This is a genomic window from Nonlabens sp. MIC269, assembly GCF_001430865.1.
GTDB lineage: Bacteria > Bacteroidota > Bacteroidia > Flavobacteriales > Flavobacteriaceae > Nonlabens > Nonlabens tegetincola.
In genome coordinates, this window is the sequence record NZ_CP011373.1 from 1005890 (window position 1) to 1028291 (window position 22402).

Annotated in this window: 22 protein-coding genes; 4 read left to right on the forward strand and 18 right to left on the reverse strand. The window is 34.7% G+C overall.

Features of this window, described 5'->3' with window-relative positions:
- Positions 1–122: 122 nt before the first annotated feature.
- The 10 genes from AAT17_RS04730 to AAT17_RS04775 all read right to left on the reverse strand — a co-directional run bounded on the left by AAT17_RS04730 (position 123) and on the right by AAT17_RS04775 (position 7847).
- Positions 123–875, reverse strand: a complete 753-nt coding sequence (locus AAT17_RS04730) for a type 1 glutamine amidotransferase domain-containing protein (protein ID WP_060523113.1) — start codon at positions 873–875, stop codon at positions 123–125.
- A gap of 262 nt (positions 876–1137) precedes the next feature.
- Positions 1138–3018 carry a monovalent cation:proton antiporter-2 (CPA2) family protein gene (locus tag AAT17_RS04735; RefSeq protein ID WP_060523114.1) on the reverse strand — a complete coding sequence of 627 codons (1881 nt, stop codon included), beginning with the start codon at positions 3016–3018 and terminating at the stop codon, positions 1138–1140.
- Positions 3015–3617, reverse strand: coding sequence for an NAD(P)H-dependent oxidoreductase (locus tag AAT17_RS04740; RefSeq protein ID WP_042279860.1), 603 nt, complete (start codon positions 3615–3617; stop codon positions 3015–3017). Before AAT17_RS04740 ends, AAT17_RS04735 begins: the two co-directional genes overlap by 4 nt.
- Before the next feature lie 44 nt (positions 3618–3661).
- Positions 3662–4234 (reverse strand): Crp/Fnr family transcriptional regulator, encoded by a 573-nt coding sequence (locus AAT17_RS04745; protein ID WP_060523115.1) that lies wholly within the window; start codon positions 4232–4234, stop codon positions 3662–3664.
- Between the two features lie 79 nt (positions 4235–4313).
- Positions 4314–4721 carry a group III truncated hemoglobin gene (locus tag AAT17_RS04750; RefSeq protein ID WP_060523116.1) on the reverse strand — a complete coding sequence of 136 codons (408 nt, stop codon included), beginning with the start codon at positions 4719–4721 and terminating at the stop codon, positions 4314–4316.
- Between the two features lie 16 nt (positions 4722–4737).
- Complete coding sequence (locus tag AAT17_RS04755) at positions 4738–5247, reverse strand: DUF3124 domain-containing protein (RefSeq protein WP_060523117.1); 510 nt, start codon at positions 5245–5247, stop codon at positions 4738–4740.
- A gap of 25 nt (positions 5248–5272) precedes the next feature.
- Entirely contained in the window at positions 5273–6313 is a 1041-nt protein-coding gene (gene arsB, locus AAT17_RS04760; protein ID WP_060523118.1) for an ACR3 family arsenite efflux transporter, read from the reverse strand.
- 58 nt (positions 6314–6371) lie between these two features.
- Positions 6372–6986 (reverse strand): protein-tyrosine-phosphatase, encoded by a 615-nt coding sequence (locus AAT17_RS04765; protein WP_060523119.1) that lies wholly within the window; start codon positions 6984–6986, stop codon positions 6372–6374.
- A gap of 16 nt (positions 6987–7002) precedes the next feature.
- Positions 7003–7470, reverse strand: coding sequence for a DUF6428 family protein (locus AAT17_RS04770; RefSeq protein ID WP_060523120.1), 468 nt, complete (start codon positions 7468–7470; stop codon positions 7003–7005).
- A 44-nt stretch (positions 7471–7514) separates the two neighbouring features.
- Positions 7515–7847: a helix-turn-helix transcriptional regulator gene (locus tag AAT17_RS04775; RefSeq protein WP_060523121.1), complete on the reverse strand. Its 333-nt coding sequence runs from the start codon at positions 7845–7847 to the stop codon at positions 7515–7517.
- A gap of 348 nt (positions 7848–8195) precedes the next feature.
- Between AAT17_RS04775 and AAT17_RS04780 the strand changes: the two genes are divergently transcribed.
- Positions 8196–9659 carry an aldehyde dehydrogenase family protein gene (locus AAT17_RS04780; RefSeq protein WP_060523122.1) on the forward strand — a complete coding sequence of 488 codons (1464 nt, stop codon included), beginning with the start codon at positions 8196–8198 and terminating at the stop codon, positions 9657–9659.
- A 47-nt stretch (positions 9660–9706) separates the two neighbouring features.
- Entirely contained in the window at positions 9707–10450 is a 744-nt protein-coding gene (locus tag AAT17_RS04785) for an SDR family oxidoreductase (RefSeq protein WP_060523123.1), read from the forward strand.
- A 174-nt stretch (positions 10451–10624) separates the two neighbouring features.
- Here AAT17_RS04785 and AAT17_RS04790 read toward each other — a convergent pair whose 3' ends face one another.
- Positions 10625–10978 (reverse strand): helix-turn-helix domain-containing protein, encoded by a 354-nt coding sequence (locus AAT17_RS04790; RefSeq protein WP_060523124.1) that lies wholly within the window; start codon positions 10976–10978, stop codon positions 10625–10627.
- A gap of 90 nt (positions 10979–11068) precedes the next feature.
- On the opposite strand from AAT17_RS04790, the gene AAT17_RS04795 reads away from it, so the two are divergent.
- Together AAT17_RS04795 and AAT17_RS04800 are read left to right on the forward strand one after the other, a co-directional pair.
- On the forward strand, positions 11069–11872 hold the full coding sequence (locus AAT17_RS04795; protein WP_060523125.1) for an SDR family NAD(P)-dependent oxidoreductase: 804 nt from the start codon (positions 11069–11071) through the stop codon (positions 11870–11872).
- Positions 11869–12738, forward strand: coding sequence for a DUF4437 domain-containing protein (locus AAT17_RS04800; RefSeq protein WP_082586903.1), 870 nt, complete (start codon positions 11869–11871; stop codon positions 12736–12738). The genes AAT17_RS04795 and AAT17_RS04800 overlap by 4 nt, the downstream gene beginning before the upstream one ends.
- Before the next feature lie 66 nt (positions 12739–12804).
- Here AAT17_RS04800 and AAT17_RS04805 read toward each other — a convergent pair whose 3' ends face one another.
- The 7 genes from AAT17_RS04805 to AAT17_RS04835 form a co-directional block, all read right to left on the reverse strand.
- Positions 12805–14886, reverse strand: a complete 2082-nt coding sequence (locus tag AAT17_RS04805; protein ID WP_060523126.1) for a T9SS type A sorting domain-containing protein — start codon at positions 14884–14886, stop codon at positions 12805–12807.
- A 99-nt stretch (positions 14887–14985) separates the two neighbouring features.
- Positions 14986–15741: a LytTR family DNA-binding domain-containing protein gene (locus AAT17_RS04810; protein ID WP_060523127.1), complete on the reverse strand. Its 756-nt coding sequence runs from the start codon at positions 15739–15741 to the stop codon at positions 14986–14988.
- Between the two features lie 5 nt (positions 15742–15746).
- On the reverse strand, positions 15747–18653 hold the full coding sequence (locus tag AAT17_RS04815) for a histidine kinase (RefSeq protein WP_060523128.1): 2907 nt from the start codon (positions 18651–18653) through the stop codon (positions 15747–15749).
- Positions 18654–18831: 178 nt separating this feature from the next.
- On the reverse strand, positions 18832–20244 hold the full coding sequence (locus AAT17_RS04820) for a rhodanese-like domain-containing protein (RefSeq protein ID WP_060523129.1): 1413 nt from the start codon (positions 20242–20244) through the stop codon (positions 18832–18834).
- Between the two features lie 130 nt (positions 20245–20374).
- Positions 20375–21175 carry a sulfite exporter TauE/SafE family protein gene (locus AAT17_RS04825; protein ID WP_060523130.1) on the reverse strand — a complete coding sequence of 267 codons (801 nt, stop codon included), beginning with the start codon at positions 21173–21175 and terminating at the stop codon, positions 20375–20377.
- Positions 21176–21273: 98 nt separating this feature from the next.
- Positions 21274–21900, reverse strand: a complete 627-nt coding sequence (locus tag AAT17_RS04830) for a Crp/Fnr family transcriptional regulator (protein ID WP_042279894.1) — start codon at positions 21898–21900, stop codon at positions 21274–21276.
- On the reverse strand, positions 21884–22282 hold the full coding sequence (locus AAT17_RS04835) for a DUF983 domain-containing protein (RefSeq protein ID WP_253279795.1): 399 nt from the start codon (positions 22280–22282) through the stop codon (positions 21884–21886). Before AAT17_RS04835 ends, AAT17_RS04830 begins: the two co-directional genes overlap by 17 nt.
- Positions 22283–22402: the final 120 nt, after the last annotated feature.

The following is a 22402-nucleotide window of genomic DNA, read 5'->3' on the forward strand; positions in this document are numbered from 1 at the left end:
TTCAATCTAGTGATGAACCAATCTTTTAATTCTTACCATTTGAAGATTCTAGTACTATATAAAAAGAAAAAACGCAGGTTTTGAACCTGCGTTTCTCTATTTATAATAGTTGCTTTTAAGCATTACTTAGTGAGTAAATCCACTACACTACGAGCTACTAATCCTGCTGATGCTGGATTTTGTCCGGTAACAACACGTTGATCTATACTTACTTTTTCTTGCCACATATCGGCTTTATCAATTTTAGCTCCTTTTTCCTTTAATTCATCCTCTAGTAAAAATGGAACAACCTCGGTAAGTTCAACATTTGCTTCTTCCTCGTTTGTAAATACGCTTAATGTTTTACCATCTACTAAATAGCTACCATCTGATAATTTGATATTGATCAATCCCGATGGACCGTGACATACAGCACTTACAATTCCATCATTCTCATAAATCTCACTAGCTATATTTGCTAACTCCTGATTATTAGGGAAATCCCACATCGTTCCATGACCACCAGCGTAGTAAATTACTTGGTATTGACTCGCTTCAACTTGAGATGGTTTTAAGGTTGATTTCAATTTTGCTTGAAAATCCTCATCTTCCCAATATTTCTTATTAATCTCATCATCAAGATCAAAACCATCCACTGGTGGCAAACCACCTTCTGGACTTACAAATGTGATGTCATAACCTGCTTCTTTAAATACTTCATAAGCATGAGTAACTTCACTTAAATAATATCCTGTAGTTTTCCCAGTGTCTCCTAGCTCTTTATGACTAGACAAAATCATTAAAATTTTTGGTGTATCCATTGTTTTTTCTTTTTTATTGATAACTGTTAAAAGTGAAAAAATCACTAAAGCACTTACCGCTGTTATTATTTTCATATTGTAACTTTTATTTAAACTTTAATGGGTTAAAGAGGTACAAAGTTCCAATAGTTTGCCCTGATTTGCGAGGACTGAACTCACCATTTTAAAGTGCTTTTCCTCACAGTTAATTTGTGACTTATGTCACATGTTAATTTTTATTATTGGATAAAGCTAGTTATCATAAAAGATTAATGATGTTAAGAAAATCTTGTAATGATTGCGCTTTCGCGAAAGCGTACTTAATAAAACCCTAATCAAACTAAAAGGAATATTAAGATTAATCGTTTTGTTCGAGGGATTTCCTAATGTGTTCACCATCCCAGTGCTTGTCGTAGGTTACTATACCACGTTTAAAATCACGTTCTAGAAGTTTTTCTTGCTGTTCCAGTTCTTGCCTAGCCTTAAAAATGTAATTTTCATCTCGCTTAGGTTCTTTGGCTAATCGTTTCAAACTTTCAACGTCGTAGGTAATAAAATTTTGCACTTGTCGATTTAAGGTATATTTCCTGAAACCTAATTTGTGTAAGGCATCACTGGCAAGAGAAAGGGAAGTATCCAAGGTTTCTCGGTATATATATTCAATACCCAGATTAAGTAATTCATACGCCTCATAACGATTTTTGGCTCTTACGAGCAGTTCAACATGAGGATATTTTTCTTTAACTAGTAATGCAACTTCCTTATTCACCGCAGGATTATCAATAGCGCAGATTAACATTTTTGCTTGAGCTATCCCAGCAGATTCAAGAAGATCTTGCCTAGTAGCGTCGCCATAGTATACCTCAAAACCCATTTTCCTCAAAAAATCAACACGGTTAGAATCTATGTCTAGTATGGTAGCCTCAACTCCATGAGATCTCATAAATCGCCCAACGGTACTTCCAAAATGTCCAAAGCCTACCAAAATTACCTTTTGAGATTTAGCAATATGATCCATAGGTCGTTTAATGGATTCTTTGGTACCAACTTTAGGTAAAATCACTCGTTCATTAATTAAACTGAGTATAGGTGTGAGCGACATAGAAAGTGCTGTAATCACCAACATAACGTCCATTTGCTCTGGTGCAAGAATTTCTAATTGAAAAGCAAATGAAAGTAAAACGAATGCAAATTCACCTACTTGTGCTAGGCTCAAAGTTAAGAGTAGTTTTTGATCAAGTTTAAGCTTAAAAACTCGGCCCGTGATGTATAAAACAGCGGCTTTTAAAGTTATAATAAGTACTAGTAAACCACCTATTGTAAAAGGACTTTCTGCTATTACAATAAAGTTTATGGAAGCACCTACTGCCATAAAAAACAAACCCAATAGTAAATTTTTAAAAGGCTCTAGTGTACTTTCTAACTCATGTTTAAATTCACTTGTTGAGAGCACTACTCCACCTAAAAATGCTCCTAATGCAGGACTTAAACCTACAAACTCCATTAAATACGAAATAGAAAATACGATTAAGAAAGCTGCTGCGATAAGTAATTCACGCACTCCGGTTTTTGAAACCTTTCGAAGTATTGGTACTATTAAATATCTTCCTACTAGCACAATTACCACTACAGAGGCAAGAATAGCCAATGTTTGCAATCCTATGGGCAAATTTTCAATTAAGGTTGCTTCATGTCCATTTGAGCTTACATTTGATGGATCTTGAGAAGACAATAAGGGCAAGGCTCCTAACATTACAATCACGATAATATCCTGAAACAGCAATATTGAAAAGGAACTTATTCCAAAGGTGGTTTCCATTAAGCCTTTTTCCTTAATGGTTTGCAAGGCTATTGCAGTGGAAGATAAAGACACTGCCATGGCTATTACGAGTGCTACTTGCCATTCATATCCTAATATTGTAAAAAGTAAGTAAGTCAATACTAGTGTCGCCGTAACTTGTATTCCTCCCATACCTAATATAGACTTACGCATGTTCCAGAAGCTCTTGGGTTCAATCTCTAGACCTATAAGAAACAGCATTACCACAACTCCAAATTCTGCAAAATGAAGAATATCATCTCCTTCTTCACCTATTAAACCTAAGACATAAGGTCCGATAATGACTCCGGCGATTAAATAACCTATCACAGAACTTAATCCTAGTCGTTTAGCGATAGAAACACAAATTAAGGCTCCTGCTAGAAATACAATTGCTTCAAAAAGTAATGTTCCTGTCATGAATTTGGGTTTTTAATCAATTCAAGATCGTTTAAAAAGAAGCAATTAGATAATCCAGTAGCATCAAAATCACCTTTGAGTAAATCAATGAGATTTTCATATTGATTTGCATAATCTAGTAATTGCTCTTCGGATAATTTATGAGTTCCCATAACCGCAAATGGTGGTAAATAATGCATCCCACACAAATTTGCAGTTTGTTCAAAGGGTCTTAAAAATTCATTTATAGTATAACTGTTATACCCTTGTGAACAATACACCTCTCTAGAGCCGCCAGTGGTTATAACATTAAATACAGTTTTACCTTGCAACATGTTACCTTCAGGACCGTAGGCCCAATTAAACTCTAATACCATGTCCATCCATTGCTTTAAAATTGCTGGACTACTGTACCAGTACAATGGGTGGTGCCAGATTATGATATCGTGTTCTTCTAATAATTTCTGTTCTTTTCTTACATTGATATGAAAATCTGGATAGGTTTCATACAGGTCATGCAATGTAATATGACTTTTAGAGAATAATCGATCGATTAAAGTAGCATTGGCTCTTGAATCTTCAAATCTAGGATGAGCAAATAAGACTAATGTTTTTTTCATTTTTAAATTTAATCAAACCACAGATGTAAATGGCGATGTGTAACTTATACCTTCAATCTGCTTAATGTTTCTCTACTTACACCTAGGTATGAAGCAAGAAGTTTTTTTGGAACTCGTTGAATCAAATGCGGCATTTCGTCAATTAATCGTTCATAACGCTGTTCAACCGTTTGGGTAAGATGAGAAAGTACTCTTTGTTGCAAATGAACAAAACCGTAATTTAATTTTACCCTGAAAAAGTTGGCCATAGCAGGTACTTCCTTACATATCAATTCTCGACTCTCAAAACTTAGACTTAAAAAGTGTGTGTCCTCTAAACAATCTAAAAATAAAGTTGCAGGCATTTGATATTGATAAGCATGATAATCACTTATCCAATAATTTTCTGAAGCAAACTGTAGGATGTGTTCCTTACCATTTTCATCTAGGGAATAAGTCCTTAAAAGCCCCTTTAAAATCCAAAATTCATGATCTACAACTTGACCTGTTTGTATCACGAATTGATGTTTTTTCAAACTTTTATACTCAAAATGAGATGCAACAAACTGCCATTCACTATCAGTTAAACTTACTATTTCTTCAATATGTTTTCGCAAAGGTGATAGATCGTGAGTCATACTACGAAAATAATTAAAAGGAGCACTCCAAGTAACCTTTTAATTTGTTAATGATTTAAGTACTCTTAGTAATAATAAGTTATTTAAATATATCTGGTCTATGATTCCACATTGCAATGTATTGTCCTGTGCTCATTTTTCTTGCGATAAATTTTGCTTGTGTAGCAATTTCTCCTTGAAAAAGTTCGTCTACCGACTCAATCCACAGTTGTAGCCAAATACCAAAATGTGTGGGCTCGATTTTATAAGATTCCGCTTTGTCAACTTTAATGTGATGGGATACTGGATTACCCTTGTAACCTGCCTTTTTGAATAAATTCGATTCCCAAAAATCAGTCAACTTACTAATATGCAATTGCCACTGATGATCTTTTATGTGTTTTGAAAAAATAGGTGCAAGGATCTCATTTTTTCTCACCTTGGAATAGAACAAATGAACGAGACTTGCCACATCCTGCCTGTTCTCTATAGTATTAAGACCACTCATGAATCAATACATCGAGTTACTGAACAGGAACACCTCGAGTTGTAAATGACAAACCTTGAGACCCATAAGTAGATATCATAACAGCCTCAAACAGCGGTGGATTATCTGTATTTTTCATTGCCCATTCAAATAGGAAATTAGCACCAGATCCTCCTTCATAATCCTTTTCGCGTATAATAATTTCTAGAGTTTCCATAGGATTAACCACTATAGGATCCTTAACATACGATCTTACTATTTCACCTGTGGTGTTATAATAATCTGCTTGCGTTATATAAAGAGGTTCTGTAGGTGATATATTTCTTATACTCGCTGTAGCAGTAAGATCAAAGGCACGTTCATCATGCACGTGATAGATGTGCGAGTATACTGGTAGGTATGTTTTTGCTTTCGCGAAAGCGGAAAAATCCTCAACATCTGCTTTCTTCGTTTCCCAACTAGGCTGCTTGCTTGGATACTTGGCTGTTTCCTTTTCAAAACAACCTAACATCATAAAAACACCGATAAGTAAGATGATCTTTTTCATAATAGTAAAGTTAAGTGTCTCATGGTTAAGAAGCATCATAATACTTCTTTTTCAGCCAAAAAGAAACTCTTACCAATAAAATTAATGCTGGAACTTCTACCAGTGGACCAATTACTCCTGCAAATGCTTGTCCAGAGTTAAGTCCAAATACCGCTATAGCGACTGCGATTGCCAGTTCAAAATTATTTCCTGCTGCGGTAAATGCCACCGATGCCGTTTTATCATATTCTGCACCCATCGCACGGGTAAAGAAAAATCCAATGATGAACATTAAGGTAAAGTAAATCATTAATGGGATTGCTATTATAAGCACATCCATAGGGATTTCAACAATAAGCTCACCTTTTAATGAAAACATGATTATTATAGTAAACAACAGTGCTATTAGGGTTAACGGAGATATAGTGGGAATAAAAGTTTGAGTATACCATTGTTCTCCTTTTATTCGAATTAAAATAAATCGACTTAGAATACCCATTAAAAAAGGTATTCCTAGATAAATAGCAACGCTTTCTGCAATAGTACTTATGGAAATATCAACTATCGCTCCTTCAAATCCAAAGTATGGTGGCAAAATAGTGATAAACAACCAAGCATAAAAACTATAACCGAAAACCTGAAAGATGCTATTGAGAGCAACTAAACCAGCACCGTATTCACTACTTCCTTCAGCAAGATCGTTCCATACAAGAACCATGGCTATACAGCGAGCTAGTCCTATCAAAATGAGTCCAACCATGTACTCTGGATAATCTTGCAGAAATAGAATTGCTAATATGAACATAAGAACAGGACCTATCACCCAATTAAGAATCAATGAGGTGGATAGTATTTTTACGTTCTTAAAAACTTTGGGAAGCAATGAGTAATTCACCTTGGCTAGCGGTGGATACATCATCAATATCAAACCAATAGCAATAGGAATATTTGTACTTCCACTACTAAATGAATTTACAATATCCGGAAAAGAAGGTATAAAATAACCTAACCCTACTCCTATTGCCATGGCAATAAAAATCCAAAGCGTTAAATTCCTGTCAAGAAAGTTTAATTTTTTTGAAGACATTTCTCTACTGTTTTATAAAACACTTTTTTAGAGTGCTCACTCTTTATAATTACAAAGACTATTTTTGGGCTTGTTGAAATACATAAAGCATTTCTGTTGCGATTTGATGGCTGCGTTCTAAATAAACATCTTGCTGTTGTGGTGTGCCATCAGATATTTTAGGATCTAGAAAGGTGATTGGAATTCTTTTAATCGCTCCTGCTATGAAAGGACAGGTTTCATTTGCAGAATCACAAGTCATCACCGCGGCAAATTCTCCTTGTGGATTAAAATTATTATTTAGCACCTTGGAAAATCCTATGATAGGATGTTCATTTTCACCATATTTTATGGAGTAAACTGGATTATCGGTTTCAGATAATTTTTCTATTTGAAATCCTTGCGATTCTAGGGTTTGAGCAACTACAGGAAAGAGTGCAGTAGCCTCAGTACCGGCAGAATAGGTTGTAACTTTATTGAAACCTAAGTACGATGCAGCAGCTTGAGCCCAAATTTGAGATAGGTGACTACGTCTAGAGTTATGAGTACAAATAAAGTTAATTCTAACATCCTTATCTGCTTGTACTCGGTCTTTAATAAAATCAATTAAAGGTTGTAGTGTTTCTTTGCGTTGCTCATCTATAGAGTTTACTTGAATATTTTTCAAGTAATCAGAAATTTCTGTAAATACCATGACTAGTTTTTAATGTTTAACAACAACCGCTTCCTGGCGCACAGGTATTGGTAGCAGTAAGTTGAGAGAGAGACTTCTTTTCTTTTTTAACTGGAATGCCACAATTATCCTTGGCAAGACAATCCGTCTGTTTAGAGGTAAGTAAAAAATGTTTGCCGTTAAACTCCAAACCAAATTTCCCTATAGTATCTCCTTGATATTCTACCTCGATTTCTAGATCTTCTATTCCTAATATTTTTTCAGAAAGTGTAATTATATCTAGGAGCTTTTCTGGATGCAACCTGTGATCATAATCATTTGCACTCCAAAGCTGGAAGTTAACAACCTCTTCATTACGCACGGTACCGCCGCAGTCAATAAAGTTCTTGGTCACTTTACCTACTTCAGTTACATGAAAATGATTGGGTACAAGATCACCATTAGGTAATTCAAATGCAATAACATCTAGTTCTTCAAGATGTTTTTTAATAGTGGATAGTTTCATAATTATAATATTGCGATATTACGATAAATAGACATAAATTTTTTTTAACAACAAGATGAGTTTTCTGCTACATCTTGATTAAGGAATTGGAACATGATATTCTTCATGGATTGCCAGTTCTCAACATTTATACAATAACAAACGCTTGTACCTTCAACCGTACCTTGAATCAAACCTAATTGCTTAAGTTCCTTTAGGTGTTGTGAAATGGTAGGCTGTGCTAGACCTATTTCATTAACTAAATCTCCACAAACACAAGTATTAGTTTTATACAAGTGTTGTAGGATAGCTACACGAGCTGGATGGGAGAACGCTTTCGCGAAAGCGGAAATCGCATTTTGCTCATCGGTAAATATTTCAGTTTTAGCTAAACCCATTCCCTTATTGTTACATTGCAATATTACGATAATAGAATTTAAACCACCAAACCTTAAGAGATAATTTTCATTGCCTTAAGAAACCTTTAAACCTTACGAACTAATAATCAAAGACATAAGTTAAAGTTTAATGGTGCTTTTTAAGACCATTTGTCGTCTTAAACACGACAAGATTTTAACATCTTACAGGTTTAACATCCTGTGATAGCTGTATCTAACGACTACCTTAAATGTTAAAGATCATGTTACAAAAGCGATTCTGTGAGTTTGAAGATTAGGAGTTCTTTAGGAGCAGTAAGCTACTAATGCCTGTAATTTTAAAAGAAAACGAAAGAAAAAATAAAGATTATGGCAATATTAGAAGGCGTTAACAAACAATATATAAATGGTCAATGGACAGAAGGAAGCAGCGAAACAAATATAGAGGATAAGAATCCTTTTAATCAAGAAAAACTACTTTCCATTAAAGGAGCTTCTCAAGAAGATGTAGATAAAGCTTATAAAACGGCAGAGAAAGCTGCGGAGTCATGGGGAAAAGAGTTGCCTCAAAAACGTGCAGAAATAGTAAATAACTTTCATGATGCTATCGTTGACAATAAGGAAGAACTTATCGAGTGGTTAATCAAAGAGGCAGGTAGTTCAAGAGTTAAAGCAGAAGCAGAAATCCAGATAAGCCTAGGGATTATTAAGGAGGCTGCTTCATTTCCTAGCCGTATGCATGGATATATCACTAATTCTAGAGTACCTCACAAAGAAAACAGAGTTTATCGCAGACCACTGGGCGTGATGGGAATTATTAGTCCTTGGAACTTTCCACTCAACTTATCTATACGTTCCGTGGTGACTGCAATAGCGTTAGGAAATACAGTAGTATTGAAACCAGCATCACAAACTCCCATTACAGGAGCTCTTGCTATAGCCAAATTATTTGAAATTGCCGGTTTACCTAAAGGTGTTTGTAATGCCGTTGTAGGTAAAGGGTCAGATATTGGCGATTACTTTGTAGAACACGAGATTCCAAAACTTATCTCCTTTACAGGTTCTACTCCAGTAGGTAGAAACATAGGAAAACTAGCCGGGCAAAAATTAAAACGCATGGCGCTTGAATTAGGTGGTAACAATGTATTTGTTGCTATGGAGGACGCTGATGTAGATCAAGCAGTAAAGGCAGCTTTATATGGTAAATTCATGCACCAAGGACAAATTTGTATGTCAATCAACAGGATTGTTGTCCATGAAAGTATAGCCGACGAGTTTGTCGAGAAATTTGTCGAAGGAACTAAAAAATTAAAAGTTGGTAATCCTCAAGATAAGGAAGTTACTATAGGTCCTTTGATTGATTCAAAACAAGTGGAACGTATAAATGAAGATCTCCAAAAGAGTATTGATGCAGGTGCCAAGGTTGTTCTTGAAGGTAAAAGCGATGGTGCTCTCATGCATCCAACTGTTCTAGATCACGTAACAGATGATATGCCTATCGCTGCCAATGAAATATTTGGTCCAGTAGCTCCTATCATTAGATTTAAGTCTAATGATGAAGCACTAATTATCGCAAATAGTCAAGACTTTGGTTTAAGTGGTGCTGTACATACAAAGGATGTCGAAAAAGGACTTCAATTTGCCAGTAAAGTGATTACTGGTATGATTCATATTAATGATCAAACTGTGAATGATGAATCTAATGTCCCTTTTGGAGGTGAAAAAGGTTCTGGTATTGGAAGGTTTAATGGAGATTTTATCATTGAAGAGTTCACCAGAGTTCAATGGATATCAGTACAGCACGAGCCTAGGGATTATACACCTTTTGCATAACTGATCAAAACATACATTTAAAATTTTAAATCAAAAACAAAAACAAAATGGATTTACAAGGAAAAACAGCAATAATTACCGGAGCTTCTAGTGGTATAGGTGAAGCAACCGCAAAAAAACTAGCAGAACAAGGAGTTAACGTCGTACTATGTGCACGACGTACTGAAAAACTAGAGGAATTAAAAGATGAAATCACTCAATCAGGAGGAAATGCCCTGGTAGTAACTGCCGATGTCACTAATATGGAAGATTGGAATACCGTGATTGAGAATACTCAAGAGCATTTTAATTCGATAGATATTTTGTTCAATAATGCAGGATTAATGCCTTTATCCTATGTAGAGAAATTAAAGACTGATGAATGGGAAAAAATGGTTGACGTTAATCTTAAGGGAGTTCTTAACGGAGTCGCAGCAACTTTACCTATCATGCAGGAACAGAAAAGCGGACACATTATTAATGTTTCATCCAGCGCAGGTCGTAAATACTTCCCAGGTGGTGCGGTTTATTGTGCTACTAAAGCGGCTGTTACTATGTTTTCAGAAGGGTTACGACAAGAAATTGCTCCAGAATATGGGATTAATGTAACTCTCATCGAACCAGGTTTTGTAAGTACCGAATTACAAGATACTATTACTGATGAGGACATTAAGGAACAATTAGGCAATATGAGTGATATGACACCATTACAAGCTAATGATATTGCCCAAGCAGTTGCTTATGCTGCTGCTACACCAGATCACGTAAATGTGAACGATGTTTATATATACCCTACTCAACAAAAACAGTAAGGAAGTAGAATCTTATCAAACTCGTTATGAACTTTAGTGGTTTATAACGAGTTTTTTTATCTTAATTTTTTTGACAAGGAATTTTAAAATTTCGCTTTCGCGAAAGCGAAAAACTTCAAACTTACTTAACTCTTAATACTCTAATTTCAGGAGATAACGAGATAAGATTATGAATCAGCTTTTTTGGGCAACAGCATAGTCACCCCAATCTGCAATTGATTGAACAAGAGGTATTAAAGTTTTACCAAATTCCGTTAAAGTATATTCTACTTTTAAAGGTGGTTTTGTGGTAAATACCTTACGACTTACAATTCCATCCTCTTCAAGTGCTTTAAGCTGAAGGCTTAACGTACGCTCAGTAACTTGTGGCATCATCTTACGCAACTCACTATACCTCAACGTATTATCCATTAAATGATAAAGAATGACCGTCTTCCACTTTCCTCCTATTACACCCATTGTTAAACTAGCACAACAAGGATATTCCTTTCCATTGAATGTTAATTTTTTAGGCTGCTCATTTGTCATTTTGTTACTATCTAAATTGACCGTTATTGCAAAGGTATAAAACTATATTTAGTTTTGTGACTATAAAAAGTATAGTTAATTAAAAACACTATGAAAACCATTCTAATTACCGGTAGCACAGATGGAATAGGAAAATTAGCCGCTATTGATTTGGCTAAGGACGGACATACCATTTTTATTCATGGCCGTAATCGTGAAAAGGTTAGTAAAGTTGTAGAGGAAATTACAAAATTAACGACGAGCAAAACTATTTATGGTTTTACTTGTGATCTTTCACAATTACAAAGTATTGACGACCTTGTTAATCAGGTAGCTTCAAAAACAATCAAATTAGATGTTTTGATTAATAATGCAGGTGTTTACAATTCACCTGTAGCAATTACTAAAAATGGAATAGATATTAGAATCGCTGTTAATTATCTAGCTCCCTATTTATTAACTACTAAACTATTGCCCTTGCTTGAGAAATCCGATTCAGCTAGGGTTATAAACTTAAGTTCTGCTGCACAATCTAGTATTTCGCCTGAATTTTTTCTGGGAAAAGAAACGGTTTCGGAAAGCGGTGCCTATGCCCAAAGCAAATTAGCTCTTACGATGTGGAGTTTCCAGCTTGCCAAAGAACAACCTGAACTTAATGTAATCGCTGTAAATCCAGGTTCCTTATTAAATACTAAGATGGTTAAAGAAGCTTTTGGTAATCACTGGTCCGATGCCAGTAAAGGAGCTGACATATTAACTCAGCTTGCAACATCAGAACGTTTCAATGAATCATCAGGGTCCTATTTTGATAACGATAAAGGTGATTTTTCTCATGCTAAGGACGACGCTTATAACCACGAAAAATTAAATCAACTTCACAATCTTACCCAAAAACTTTTAAAAAATAAGTTATGATAAAAAGAACAATGATATTCGCAGCTTGTGTCCTGATTCTTACGGGATGCAATACTCAAAATAAAGAAGAAAAAGTGACGAGCACTACTAATAATCAAAATACTGAAGTTGTTTTGAGTTCGCAGGTAAACTGGAGTCCTTTAAATGCTGCTCGAGGTGATGCTAGTCCACAGGCTGGTGATTTATGGGGAAATCGCAAGGAAAATCAAGCCTCTGGATTCCTGGTTAAATTTAAAGAAGGGTTTTCATCACCACCTCACATTCACAATATAACCTATCGAGGAATTGTGATCAAAGGTTCCTTACATAATGATGACCCTAATGCCAAAAGCATGTGGATGCCACAAGGATCCTTTTGGACACAACCAGCTGGCGAAGGTCACATTACAGCAGCAAACGCTAGTGAAAACATGGCTTATGTAGAAATTGATAGTGGACCATACTTAGTTAAGCCAGAAGATCAAGCCTTTGAAAATGAAGAAAAACCTATAAACATTCATAAATCGAACCTAGTATGGATAGGAGCTTCTGATCTTCAATGGACCAATCTGAATACGAACGATAAATCAAGGAATAAACCAGAAATAGCCTTTCTATGGGGACAACCTAATAGTAACGATTCTTGCGGTGCTTTGATAAAGCTTCCTAGCGGTTTTTCTGGAACCTTTGAGGCTAGTGGCAAAGAGTTTAAAGCTATCGTGATAGGTGGAAATTTAACGTATAAAGCTAGCAAATCAAAAGAACTGGATCCTGGTAGTTACTTTGGTTCAACAGATAATGCCTCACACATAATTATTAATAAATCTAGTGAACCCGTCATTTTGTATATAAAATCAACAGGAGCCTATCAACTATTATCTGAATGATATTTAAATGTAAGAAATAAAAAAAGCACCTATAGAAAAGGCGCTTTTTTCAATTTCAATCAAAAATTATTTCACTATTAATTTCTTAGTTACGTGGGTATCACCTACCTTACATTTAACCACATATAAGCCTTGTGGCAGAAAGCTAACATCAATAGTATTCGGTTGATTGCTAATCACTGTTTTAACTTGTTTTCCTGTAACATCGTATATTTTGATATCCTCGATAGTATTATTACAAGATAAAGTAACATAATCGATGGCTGGATTAGGGAAAATAACGAAGTCAACTACCTTATCTATATCTTGTGTACTTAAAGTAGCATCAAATTCTAGGGCTCCTATATCAATTGTTCCTCCTACTAGACGAGATAACCCATATGCTCCTATTGAAGAGGAAGTTGCGTTATTATATTCGATATTATCTCCAAGATCAACTAACAATGTAGATTGTGCAGTAGGTCGATAATTTGCATCTAGAAACATATCTATTGTGCTAGAATCAACATTAGTTACATTTACACCTGTGTAATTTACATTACGGATAGACGCATCTGTATTAAGTGCCGAATTAATGATATCTGTAGTGTGAGTCGTACCTTCATTTTGTTTCACATTTTTAATGTCGATGACTGAAAAATTATTGTTACTTCCTATTCTGTTTTGATAAAAGAAAGTATTTGCAATTCTCACTTGATTTTCTACACGACCACTTATAGTTATCGTATGTCCACCATCTTGCATGGCTGTAGAATGATTATTTGTGTTATTGATAAAACTACAGTTGATTATTTCAGTTTCAAAGAGACGTGTACCATTTGCACTTGTACCTCTTCTTAACCAGATACCACTAAAATCTGCATTATACTCATTATCTGCAAAGACAAGATTAATCATTTTGTTATTTAACTCATCTAGGTTCGTGTCATTGTGCTGTATAAGCCATAAACCATTGTTTGTAGATTCATTATTTACAACGTGTAGGTTTTCTAAAAGTAGTTCCCCTGAAAACAACCTCCAATCTAAAAGTAATCCTGAAGACAGGTTGTCTTTAATCATCGAGTTTCTTAATGTAAAGTTCCTCAAGTGATTTAAAGGTTTAATGACTGGATTGCCTCCTGTGGAATCACCACCACTTAAAATAAAACCATCGATCACCACGTCGTTTGCAGCTAGATCAATAAGTACATCAGCATTTTCGGATCGGTTAGTAACCAGGTCACCTGGTATATCATTTTCTAATAAGTCACCTGAAATAACAGTAGCATTAGTGGTTTTGATAAGTGACAGATCTCTTTGAGTCTCATTAGCTTCAGTTCCATCAAAACCTCCATAGATTTTTAATTCGTTTGTATTTATAAGTAAAGCAGTCGTCGTACCAGGAACAATGTAAGTTCCTTTTTTTACAAAAATCTTGTCGCCCCAGTCTGCAAATGTAATGGCATCTTCTAGTGTAGTAGCAGTTGCCCATGAATCACCGTTTTGACTTCCCGTTGCTAACTCATCAACATACCAAATCGCCTCGGTGCAGTCTTCATCAGTATAAGTTGCAGTAGCATCTTTTTGCCATAAAGTTAATTGACCGGTTGATGGTGAAAAGTTTTGTTGTAATTGAATACATCTTAAGTTTGGATTTCCATCACACTCAAATTGAGAAAGAACTGCATTATTGTTATTAGCAACATTTAGTACTGATAAATTATTATCATATACATGTAGTAAATTTAAATTGGTCGTATTTGACACATCTAATTCTAGGATATCATTGTTCTCGGCTTGAAGATGTCTTACTGTTGCTGGAACAATTAAAGTGGTAAGATTATTATTCTCGCATTGTAAGTGTGTAATCGAGGTATTATTTGACAGGTCAAGTGTAGAAATAGAATTGTTATAACAATCTAATCTTGTAATGTTTGTGAATGCTTCAATACCTGTTAAATCACTTATGCTTTGATTTTGAACAAAAATACCGCCTGTGTAAGCTGCTGCTTCTGCCACAGATATTTCAGAATCGCTATTCGTATTAATAGTAGTATTGTTAACTAAATAGCTTTTAAAAGATGGATCAGGAATAGAAACGTTTTGTGCCTTTATAAAATTTGAGAAAGCAAAAGCACTTAATAATAAAATGAGTAATTGTTTTTTCATTTTGCAGGATTGATTTATTAATACTGCAAATGAACAAGGTAAAAACAGCTAGTTCATCTCTACTTTTCTGTAACCGTTTAGTTTTTTTCTAAACGGTTCTTACAAAAAGGTTTCTTGTATCGCTGTTAAAAACTGGTCTCTTTTTGAACGAGAAATAGGTATTTGTTTTTTATCATCCATGACTATGTAATCCCCATCATGCTTGACAAGTTCACTGATGTGCTTTAAATTTATCATATAGGACCTATGACATTTAAAAAACAATTTATTGCCTTCTAATTGTTCAACAAAATGCTTTAATGGCTTACAAATAACATTACGTTTACCATTAATCATATACACATTAGTATACATGCCATCTGCCTCTAAATAGATGATATCGTTATGAGAGGTAAAAAGATATCCTCGTGGGATTTCCATTACTATTTTATCCATTGACAACTGTTGAACAGACTGTCTTAAACGTTCTATTTGCTCACTTATTTGTTGTGAGGATTGTTGTTGTTTCGCTTTCGCGAAAGCGGACTTTAATTCATCAATATCTATAGGTTTTAATAGATAATCTATCGCATTCATACGAAAGGCATCAACGGCATACTGGTTATAAGCAGTAACAAAAATGATTTGAAAGGCTATCTCATCGTCTTTGAAATAATTCATGATTTCCAGACCCGTCTCGCCTGGCATTTCTATATCTAGAAAAACAATATTCGGCTTCAATTCTTTTATAGCTGTCACTCCATCTTTAAGGTTTGAGGCCTCGGCAACGACATGGAGCTCATTGATATGATCTCGTATTAAAGTAGTCAATAAATGCCTAGCACGTTTTTCGTCGTCAATTATTATAGCTTGCATATAATCTAATTTAAAGGTAAAGTAATGGTCACTCTAGTACCTGAAGCTTGTCCGTCATTTACTAAATCCTCAATTACAATATCTACCGGTTTATTAAATTGCTCCTTGTAAAGTGAGGCTCTTTCGTTATTTACAGCGGTAGAAAACGATGTATGTAATCTACCCCTATTCCTATTAAGCAATGCAGACTGTTGCCTTCCTATACCATTGTCTTCAATTTTGATGCTTAAGATTTTCTTATTTTTTATAACGCCGCAGTCGATCATTAACATACGATTATTAGGTTTATGCATAAGACCATGCTTCAAAGCGTTTTCTACATAAGGTTGAACCAGTAATGATGGTATCATTAAATGCTCAATATTTAAAGTATCATCTATTTTAATAGAATAATCAAGCTCATCGTCAAATCGCATTTTCTCTAATTCTAAATAGAGTTTGAGCGCAGCTATCTCCTGTCCCAAAGTAATTTCGTCTTGCTGACTATAATCTAGGTACTTTCTTATAAGCCTACTAAATTTAACAAGATAATCACTGGCTAGTTCCCGTTCATTAGAGACTATAAAATCTTGAATGCTATTGAGCGAATTAAAAACAAAATGTGGATTCATTTGAGAACGTATATTCTCTAATTTAAGGCTTGCTATTTTTTTCTCCATAAGCAGCTTATCCATTTCCTGAATTCGTTTTTTATTCTTTTTTTCTTGTTGACGTTTAAAAATCAAATAAGTAAGCACTATGATTAATAAGACAATAAGGGCATAAAACCAATACGATTGCCAGAAAGGTGGAAGGATAGTGAATCTCACTGGTTTTAAGTACTTATACCCTGTCGATCGATTATTTTTTCCTCGCAATTTAAAGGAGTAATCTCCCGGTGATAAACTAGCAAATTGTAATTGAGTTGTTCCATAAGGCACACGACGCCATGAGCCTTCTTCATTGTTTATTTGATATTGGTATTCAACATATTCACTAGCCTTAAAGCCGTTGGAATTGAATGTGAAATTTATATTGTTCTCATCATGATCTAGTTTTGATAATGCTGTTAAGCTTCTAGGAGTTTCGTTAACGGTAACTTCAGTGATAGTAATAGGTGCTGTTTTAAAATTACTTTTTAAAACATCCTTAGGAATTTGATAAATAGATCTACTAGAAAAAGCAGTCAGAACCTCATCACCTATTATAAAATCCGTTATTAAATCATTGATACCCAACTGACCATTTACTTGTTGGGTGGTCCGTTTTATAGGCTCATATAAAGTAAGAACTCCACTATTGAGCATCCATAGATCATTCTCGTCTGATTGCAATTTTACAAAACTTGAAGAATTTTCTTTTAAAGTATTGAAGTCTGAAATAGTTATGCTTTCGCGAAAGCGTAATTTATCATCCTCTCTATTTAACAATAAAAACGACGCTCCCTTTGTCCCTAACCATATATCATTCTCATGTATTCCTATTGAGGTGGCAAAAACTGATTCTCCTTCATGTTTTATTTCTTTTAATACTTTTTGACGCACATGATAAACATAAACACCATCAACAAAGGAAATAAGTAGTCGATCGCCTGATAATAGTATTGCACCCTTAACTCGTTGTTTTCTAATAAGTACTGCCTGAGATTTTTCAAGTGAATTATCGTATAGCAAGGCTTCCTTAAAACTACCATAGAATATTTGAGAATCATTGACTCGCAGTATACTTTTTGCTGAATTCAAGATGTTATCATACCTGATTAATTGGAAAGTCCTTACATCCAATTTGTAGGAACTATTATTGGTAGTACTCACAAGCAAACTTGAGGTTTGACTATCAAAATATAAATAATTGACAGCTCCTCGATTATTAAGTTTTATAGTTCTAGAAATCTGTAAATCGGAATTATATATATACAAGACACCATCATTAGTCCCTATTATAAACCGGCCATCATCCAATTGACAAGCAGCATTTATTTTTTGTTTTTCGCCAGGCAAGTAGAGCCTTTTAATATCTTTATTAGGAATAACAAAGATTCCATTGTCCAATGTGGTAGCCCAAATATTACTATTGAAATCATTAATAACATTTGTTACCGATTGTGATTCCAAAGTATGTTTTTGTATTTCTAGCTTTGTATCATTCAATTCGAATAACCATGCGCCATCGCTTGTACACAACCACTGTTGATCTTCTTGTGACACGATGTTGTAAATAGAAATTTGCTCAAGGTTTTTAGGTAGTGAGACAGCCTTCATAGAACCGTTGTCATAAATAGCAAACAGCTTATTTATACCACCTAATTTATACAACAATAAAACTCGATCATCAACTATAAAAAGCTGAGGCGCTACAATACCATTTTCATAAAATTGAGTAATTACCGTTGATTTGTCCTTAACATCTTTTACAATCTTATGTCTGTTTGCACCTGATTTATCATTAGGTATGTCAAGATGCCAAATATCTTGACCATTACGACGCATACTCAAAACTAAGTCTTGCTTTTTCTTTACAACCGTTTTATCTGTTAGAGAAACGCTATAAGTACCGCTGTACCAGGTATACAGCATCACACTATCATCATTGATAGTAAAAGGAACTAGTTGTCCTTTTACTAAATCATGTGCATCATAAAAAAGCGTCATTTGTTCATTTTCAACATAGAAAAATTGACCGTATATATTGTTGAACCACAAACGCCCCTTGTGATCCAAGGTTAGATTAAACACTGCATCACCATGTTGGTCTGGATGCGTATATAGAATAAACTGTTTGCCGTTATATTTATACAAGCCACTGTCTGCAGCTAGCCATATATTAAAATAATTATCTTCAATGATATCGTAAAAAGTAGCATCGGGTAATTGATCATTTCTAGAGAAGTGATGATATACTTCCTGTTGTCCAAAGATTAGATTACTGGACAAGGCTATAATAAAATAAATTAAGTTGTATATCTTCAAAATATAGAATCGATAATTTACAAATCTAAAGAATACCTATATGGTGTGAAGTCTTTTTTGCTAAACAAAGCGACTTTATTTCTAAATAGAAAAAGCGTCTGTTTCCAGACGCTTTTTCAACTTAACCAACCTAAATTATAAACTATTTCAAAGTAGATGGACACACATAATTAGTTGTCGATACTCCTGCTTCTTTAATAGCTTTATAGCCACCTTGAATATCGATTAGATTATGAATTCCTCTACTCTTTAAAATGGATGCAGCTATCATGCTGCGGTATCCACCTGCACAATGGATATAAAATGTTTTATCATCAGGAAATACTGATAAATAATTATTTAATTCACTTAAAGGTGTGTGTTGTGCATCAATTACATGTTCACTTTGATATTCACCGGGTTTTCTAACATCAAAAATTTCAGGTTTATCATTTTCAAGCTTAGCTTTAAATTGAGATGCAGGAATGGAACTTACTGTATCGTATTCTTTGCTAGCCTTTTTCCACGCAGCAAAACTTCCTTTTAAATATCCAATTGTGTTATCAAAACCTACTCGAGATAATCTTGTGATTGCTTCTTCAATTCGTTCTTCATCGGCGATTAAAAGTATAGGTTGATGCACATCTTTAACAAGGTCTCCTACCCATGGAGCAAAACTACCATCAAGCCCTATGAATATTGATCCTGGAATGTGCCCAACAGCAAATTCACTTTGATGTCGAACATCGAGCATTAAAGCACCTGTTTCATTTGCAGCAGCTTCAAATTCATCTGGAGTGAGCGCAGTTTCACCTTGAGCTATTACTTCTTCTATATTTTTATAACCTTCTTTATTCATTTTTACATTAAGAGGAAAATAAGCTGGTGGTGGTAACAATCCATCAGTCACCTCTTTAATAAATTCCTCTTTGGTCATATCTGATCTCAAAGCATAATTAACTGCTTTTTGATTACCTAGTGAGTCTACCGTTTCCTTCATCATATTTTTACCACAAGCACTTCCTGCACCATGAGCAGGGTAAACTATGACATCATCGGCTAGTGGCATAATCTTGTTACGCAAACTTTCATATAAGGTTCCAGCAAGTTCCTCTTGTGTCATATTTGCTGCCTTTTGTGCTAGATCTGGTCTTCCGACATCGCCTAGAAATAAGGTGTCACCGGTAAAAATCGCATGATCTTTTCCATTTTTATCTCTTAGAAGAAAAGTCGTGCTTTCCATAGTGTGTCCTGGAGTATGCAACACGACAAAAGTTATTTCTCCTAAAGAAAACTCCTGATTGTCTTGGGCGATAATCGCTTCAAAATCTGGATTGGCATTTGGGCCATAAACGATAGGAGCACCTGTTTTTTGAGAAAGTGTAACATGACCACTCACAAAATCGGCATGGAAATGGGTTTCAAAAATATATTTTATTGTTGCTCCATCCTTTTTTGCACGATCTATATAGGGTTGAACCTCTCGTAATGGATCAATAATAGCTACCTCACCATTACTTTCAATATAATAGGCTCCTTGCGCTAGACATCCGGTATAAATCTGTTCTATTTTCATAATCTTTTCTTTGCTTAAATTATCATTCACTAATTCCAGTTTGTTGAAAGAGCACGCTTTCGCGAAAGCGGAATTATTTCTTATTTGATTTAAAATTAAATAAGCATCTCATCATTAACGGTAACATTTATTACATAGACACCTCTTTATAAATAATATATATTCCCATGATTAGAACAAACCACCCAAAAGCTGTTTTTAATCGTTTGCCATCAATGAATTTATTGAGCCAGATCCCAATAAATATTCCTACTACGGAAACTGAAGTAAAGCTGAGTAAGAATAACCAATCGATGTCTAGGTTTTGAACATCTCCTATAAAACCAATCAGAGACTTTATAGCAATAATTAATAATGAGGTAGCTACCGCTTTTTTCATAGGCAATCTGGCCAGTAATACCAAAGCTGGAATAATTAGAAAGCCACCACCAGCGCCTACAACTCCTGTAAGTACTCCAACGACAGATCCTTCTAACACAATTAAGGGATAGTTATAAGAAACCTCTTTATCGTCGTGGTGTTCATTGCGCTTGTTACGTATCATTGAAATTGAAGCGACCAGCATTATTATGGCAAAAAACAGCATTATCGCAAGATTTTTAGAAACGATAAATGTTCCCACACTAAATAACTGTACGGGAATAGCTGGTATTAAATAAGCTCGTGTAAGGTAGACCGCTATAAATGCAGGTATGGCAAATATTATCGCTGTTTTAAAATCTACCATTCCTTTAAAAATGTTTCTTACAGCGCCTACAAAGGCAGTAGTACCTACGACAAATAATGAATAGGCCGTTGCAACTACAGGATTAAGGGATAATGCATATACTAAAATGGGAACGGTAAGAATGGAGCCACCACCACCAATAAGTCCTAAAACTAGACCAATTAATAAAGCGCCTACATAGCCTAAAACATCCATTAACTCCATAGTGTATTGATTTTGAAATCAAAAGTAAAATGGGTAATTAGGTATTTATGTAACCCTTGTTACAGGAGTGAGAATTAAATGAATTTTAGTTCTCTTTTTCACAGCATTTCAATAAAGCTGCGATGAAGTTTTATCTGTGAATTATTCTCCATTTTTTTAAGTAATCTAGAGATAACAACACGACTGGTATGTAAATCGGCCGCGATTTCTTTGTGAGTAATATGGATATGTTTACTATTGAGTATTTTAACCTTGTCTAGTAAATAGTTTTCTAATCGCTCATCCATATTGTTAAAGGCAATGTTATCGATACTTTCTAGCATCTCCATTAACCTTTCATGGTAACTATTCATAACAAAGTTGCGCCAGGTTCTATATTTGCGAGACCATTCTTCCATTTTACCTACTGGAATCATAAGTAGTTTTACAGAAGTCTCGGTAACTGCATGTATTTCACTTTTGGTGGTTCCTAAACAACAAGTCATTGTCATTGCACAAGTGTCACCACGCTCAAGGTGATAAAGCAATAGTTCATCACCTTCTTCATCTGGTCTTAATATTTTTATACTACCATCTAGTAATAATGGCATGGACTTGATGTACTGCCCAGGTTTAATGAGGTCCTCACCTGCATCAACCTCCATAAAGGTAGCTACTTGATTAATCTCTTCAATTAAAGCAAGTTCAAACTGAGAACCATAATGTTTATTAAGTTCTTGAATCATTTTTTACCTGTTTGGCAATCTGTCGATCATACTTAAAGAAGAAATGAGCCCAGATAGATTTTGAAACAGCTCCTATATATGGGAAAAAAAGAACTAGCCCTACAAGTATTGCTATAAAGGCAATTAATGGACTAGATCCATAACCAGCTAACCACAATAAAACGTAAATAGCCACTGCTATCGCAACTCCAACTGCATAGGAAACATACATGGAACCGTAATAAAAACTAGGTTCTATAGAATATTTAAGATTACATTTTGGACAATGTTCTCGTACCTTATTATAATTTGAAATTTTATAGGGATTTGACTCTAAAAATTCACCTTGCCTACAACGTGGACATTTTAAGAATAACAGACTGTATATGGCAGATTTTTTCAATTGGATTAGATTTTAAACAAATATAAGATGTGGTCACTCTTGCTTATGTAACACTTGTTACAATTTTAATATATAAACTTCATTTAAGTGAGTTTAAACAAGAAAGCTATTCTTACAAAT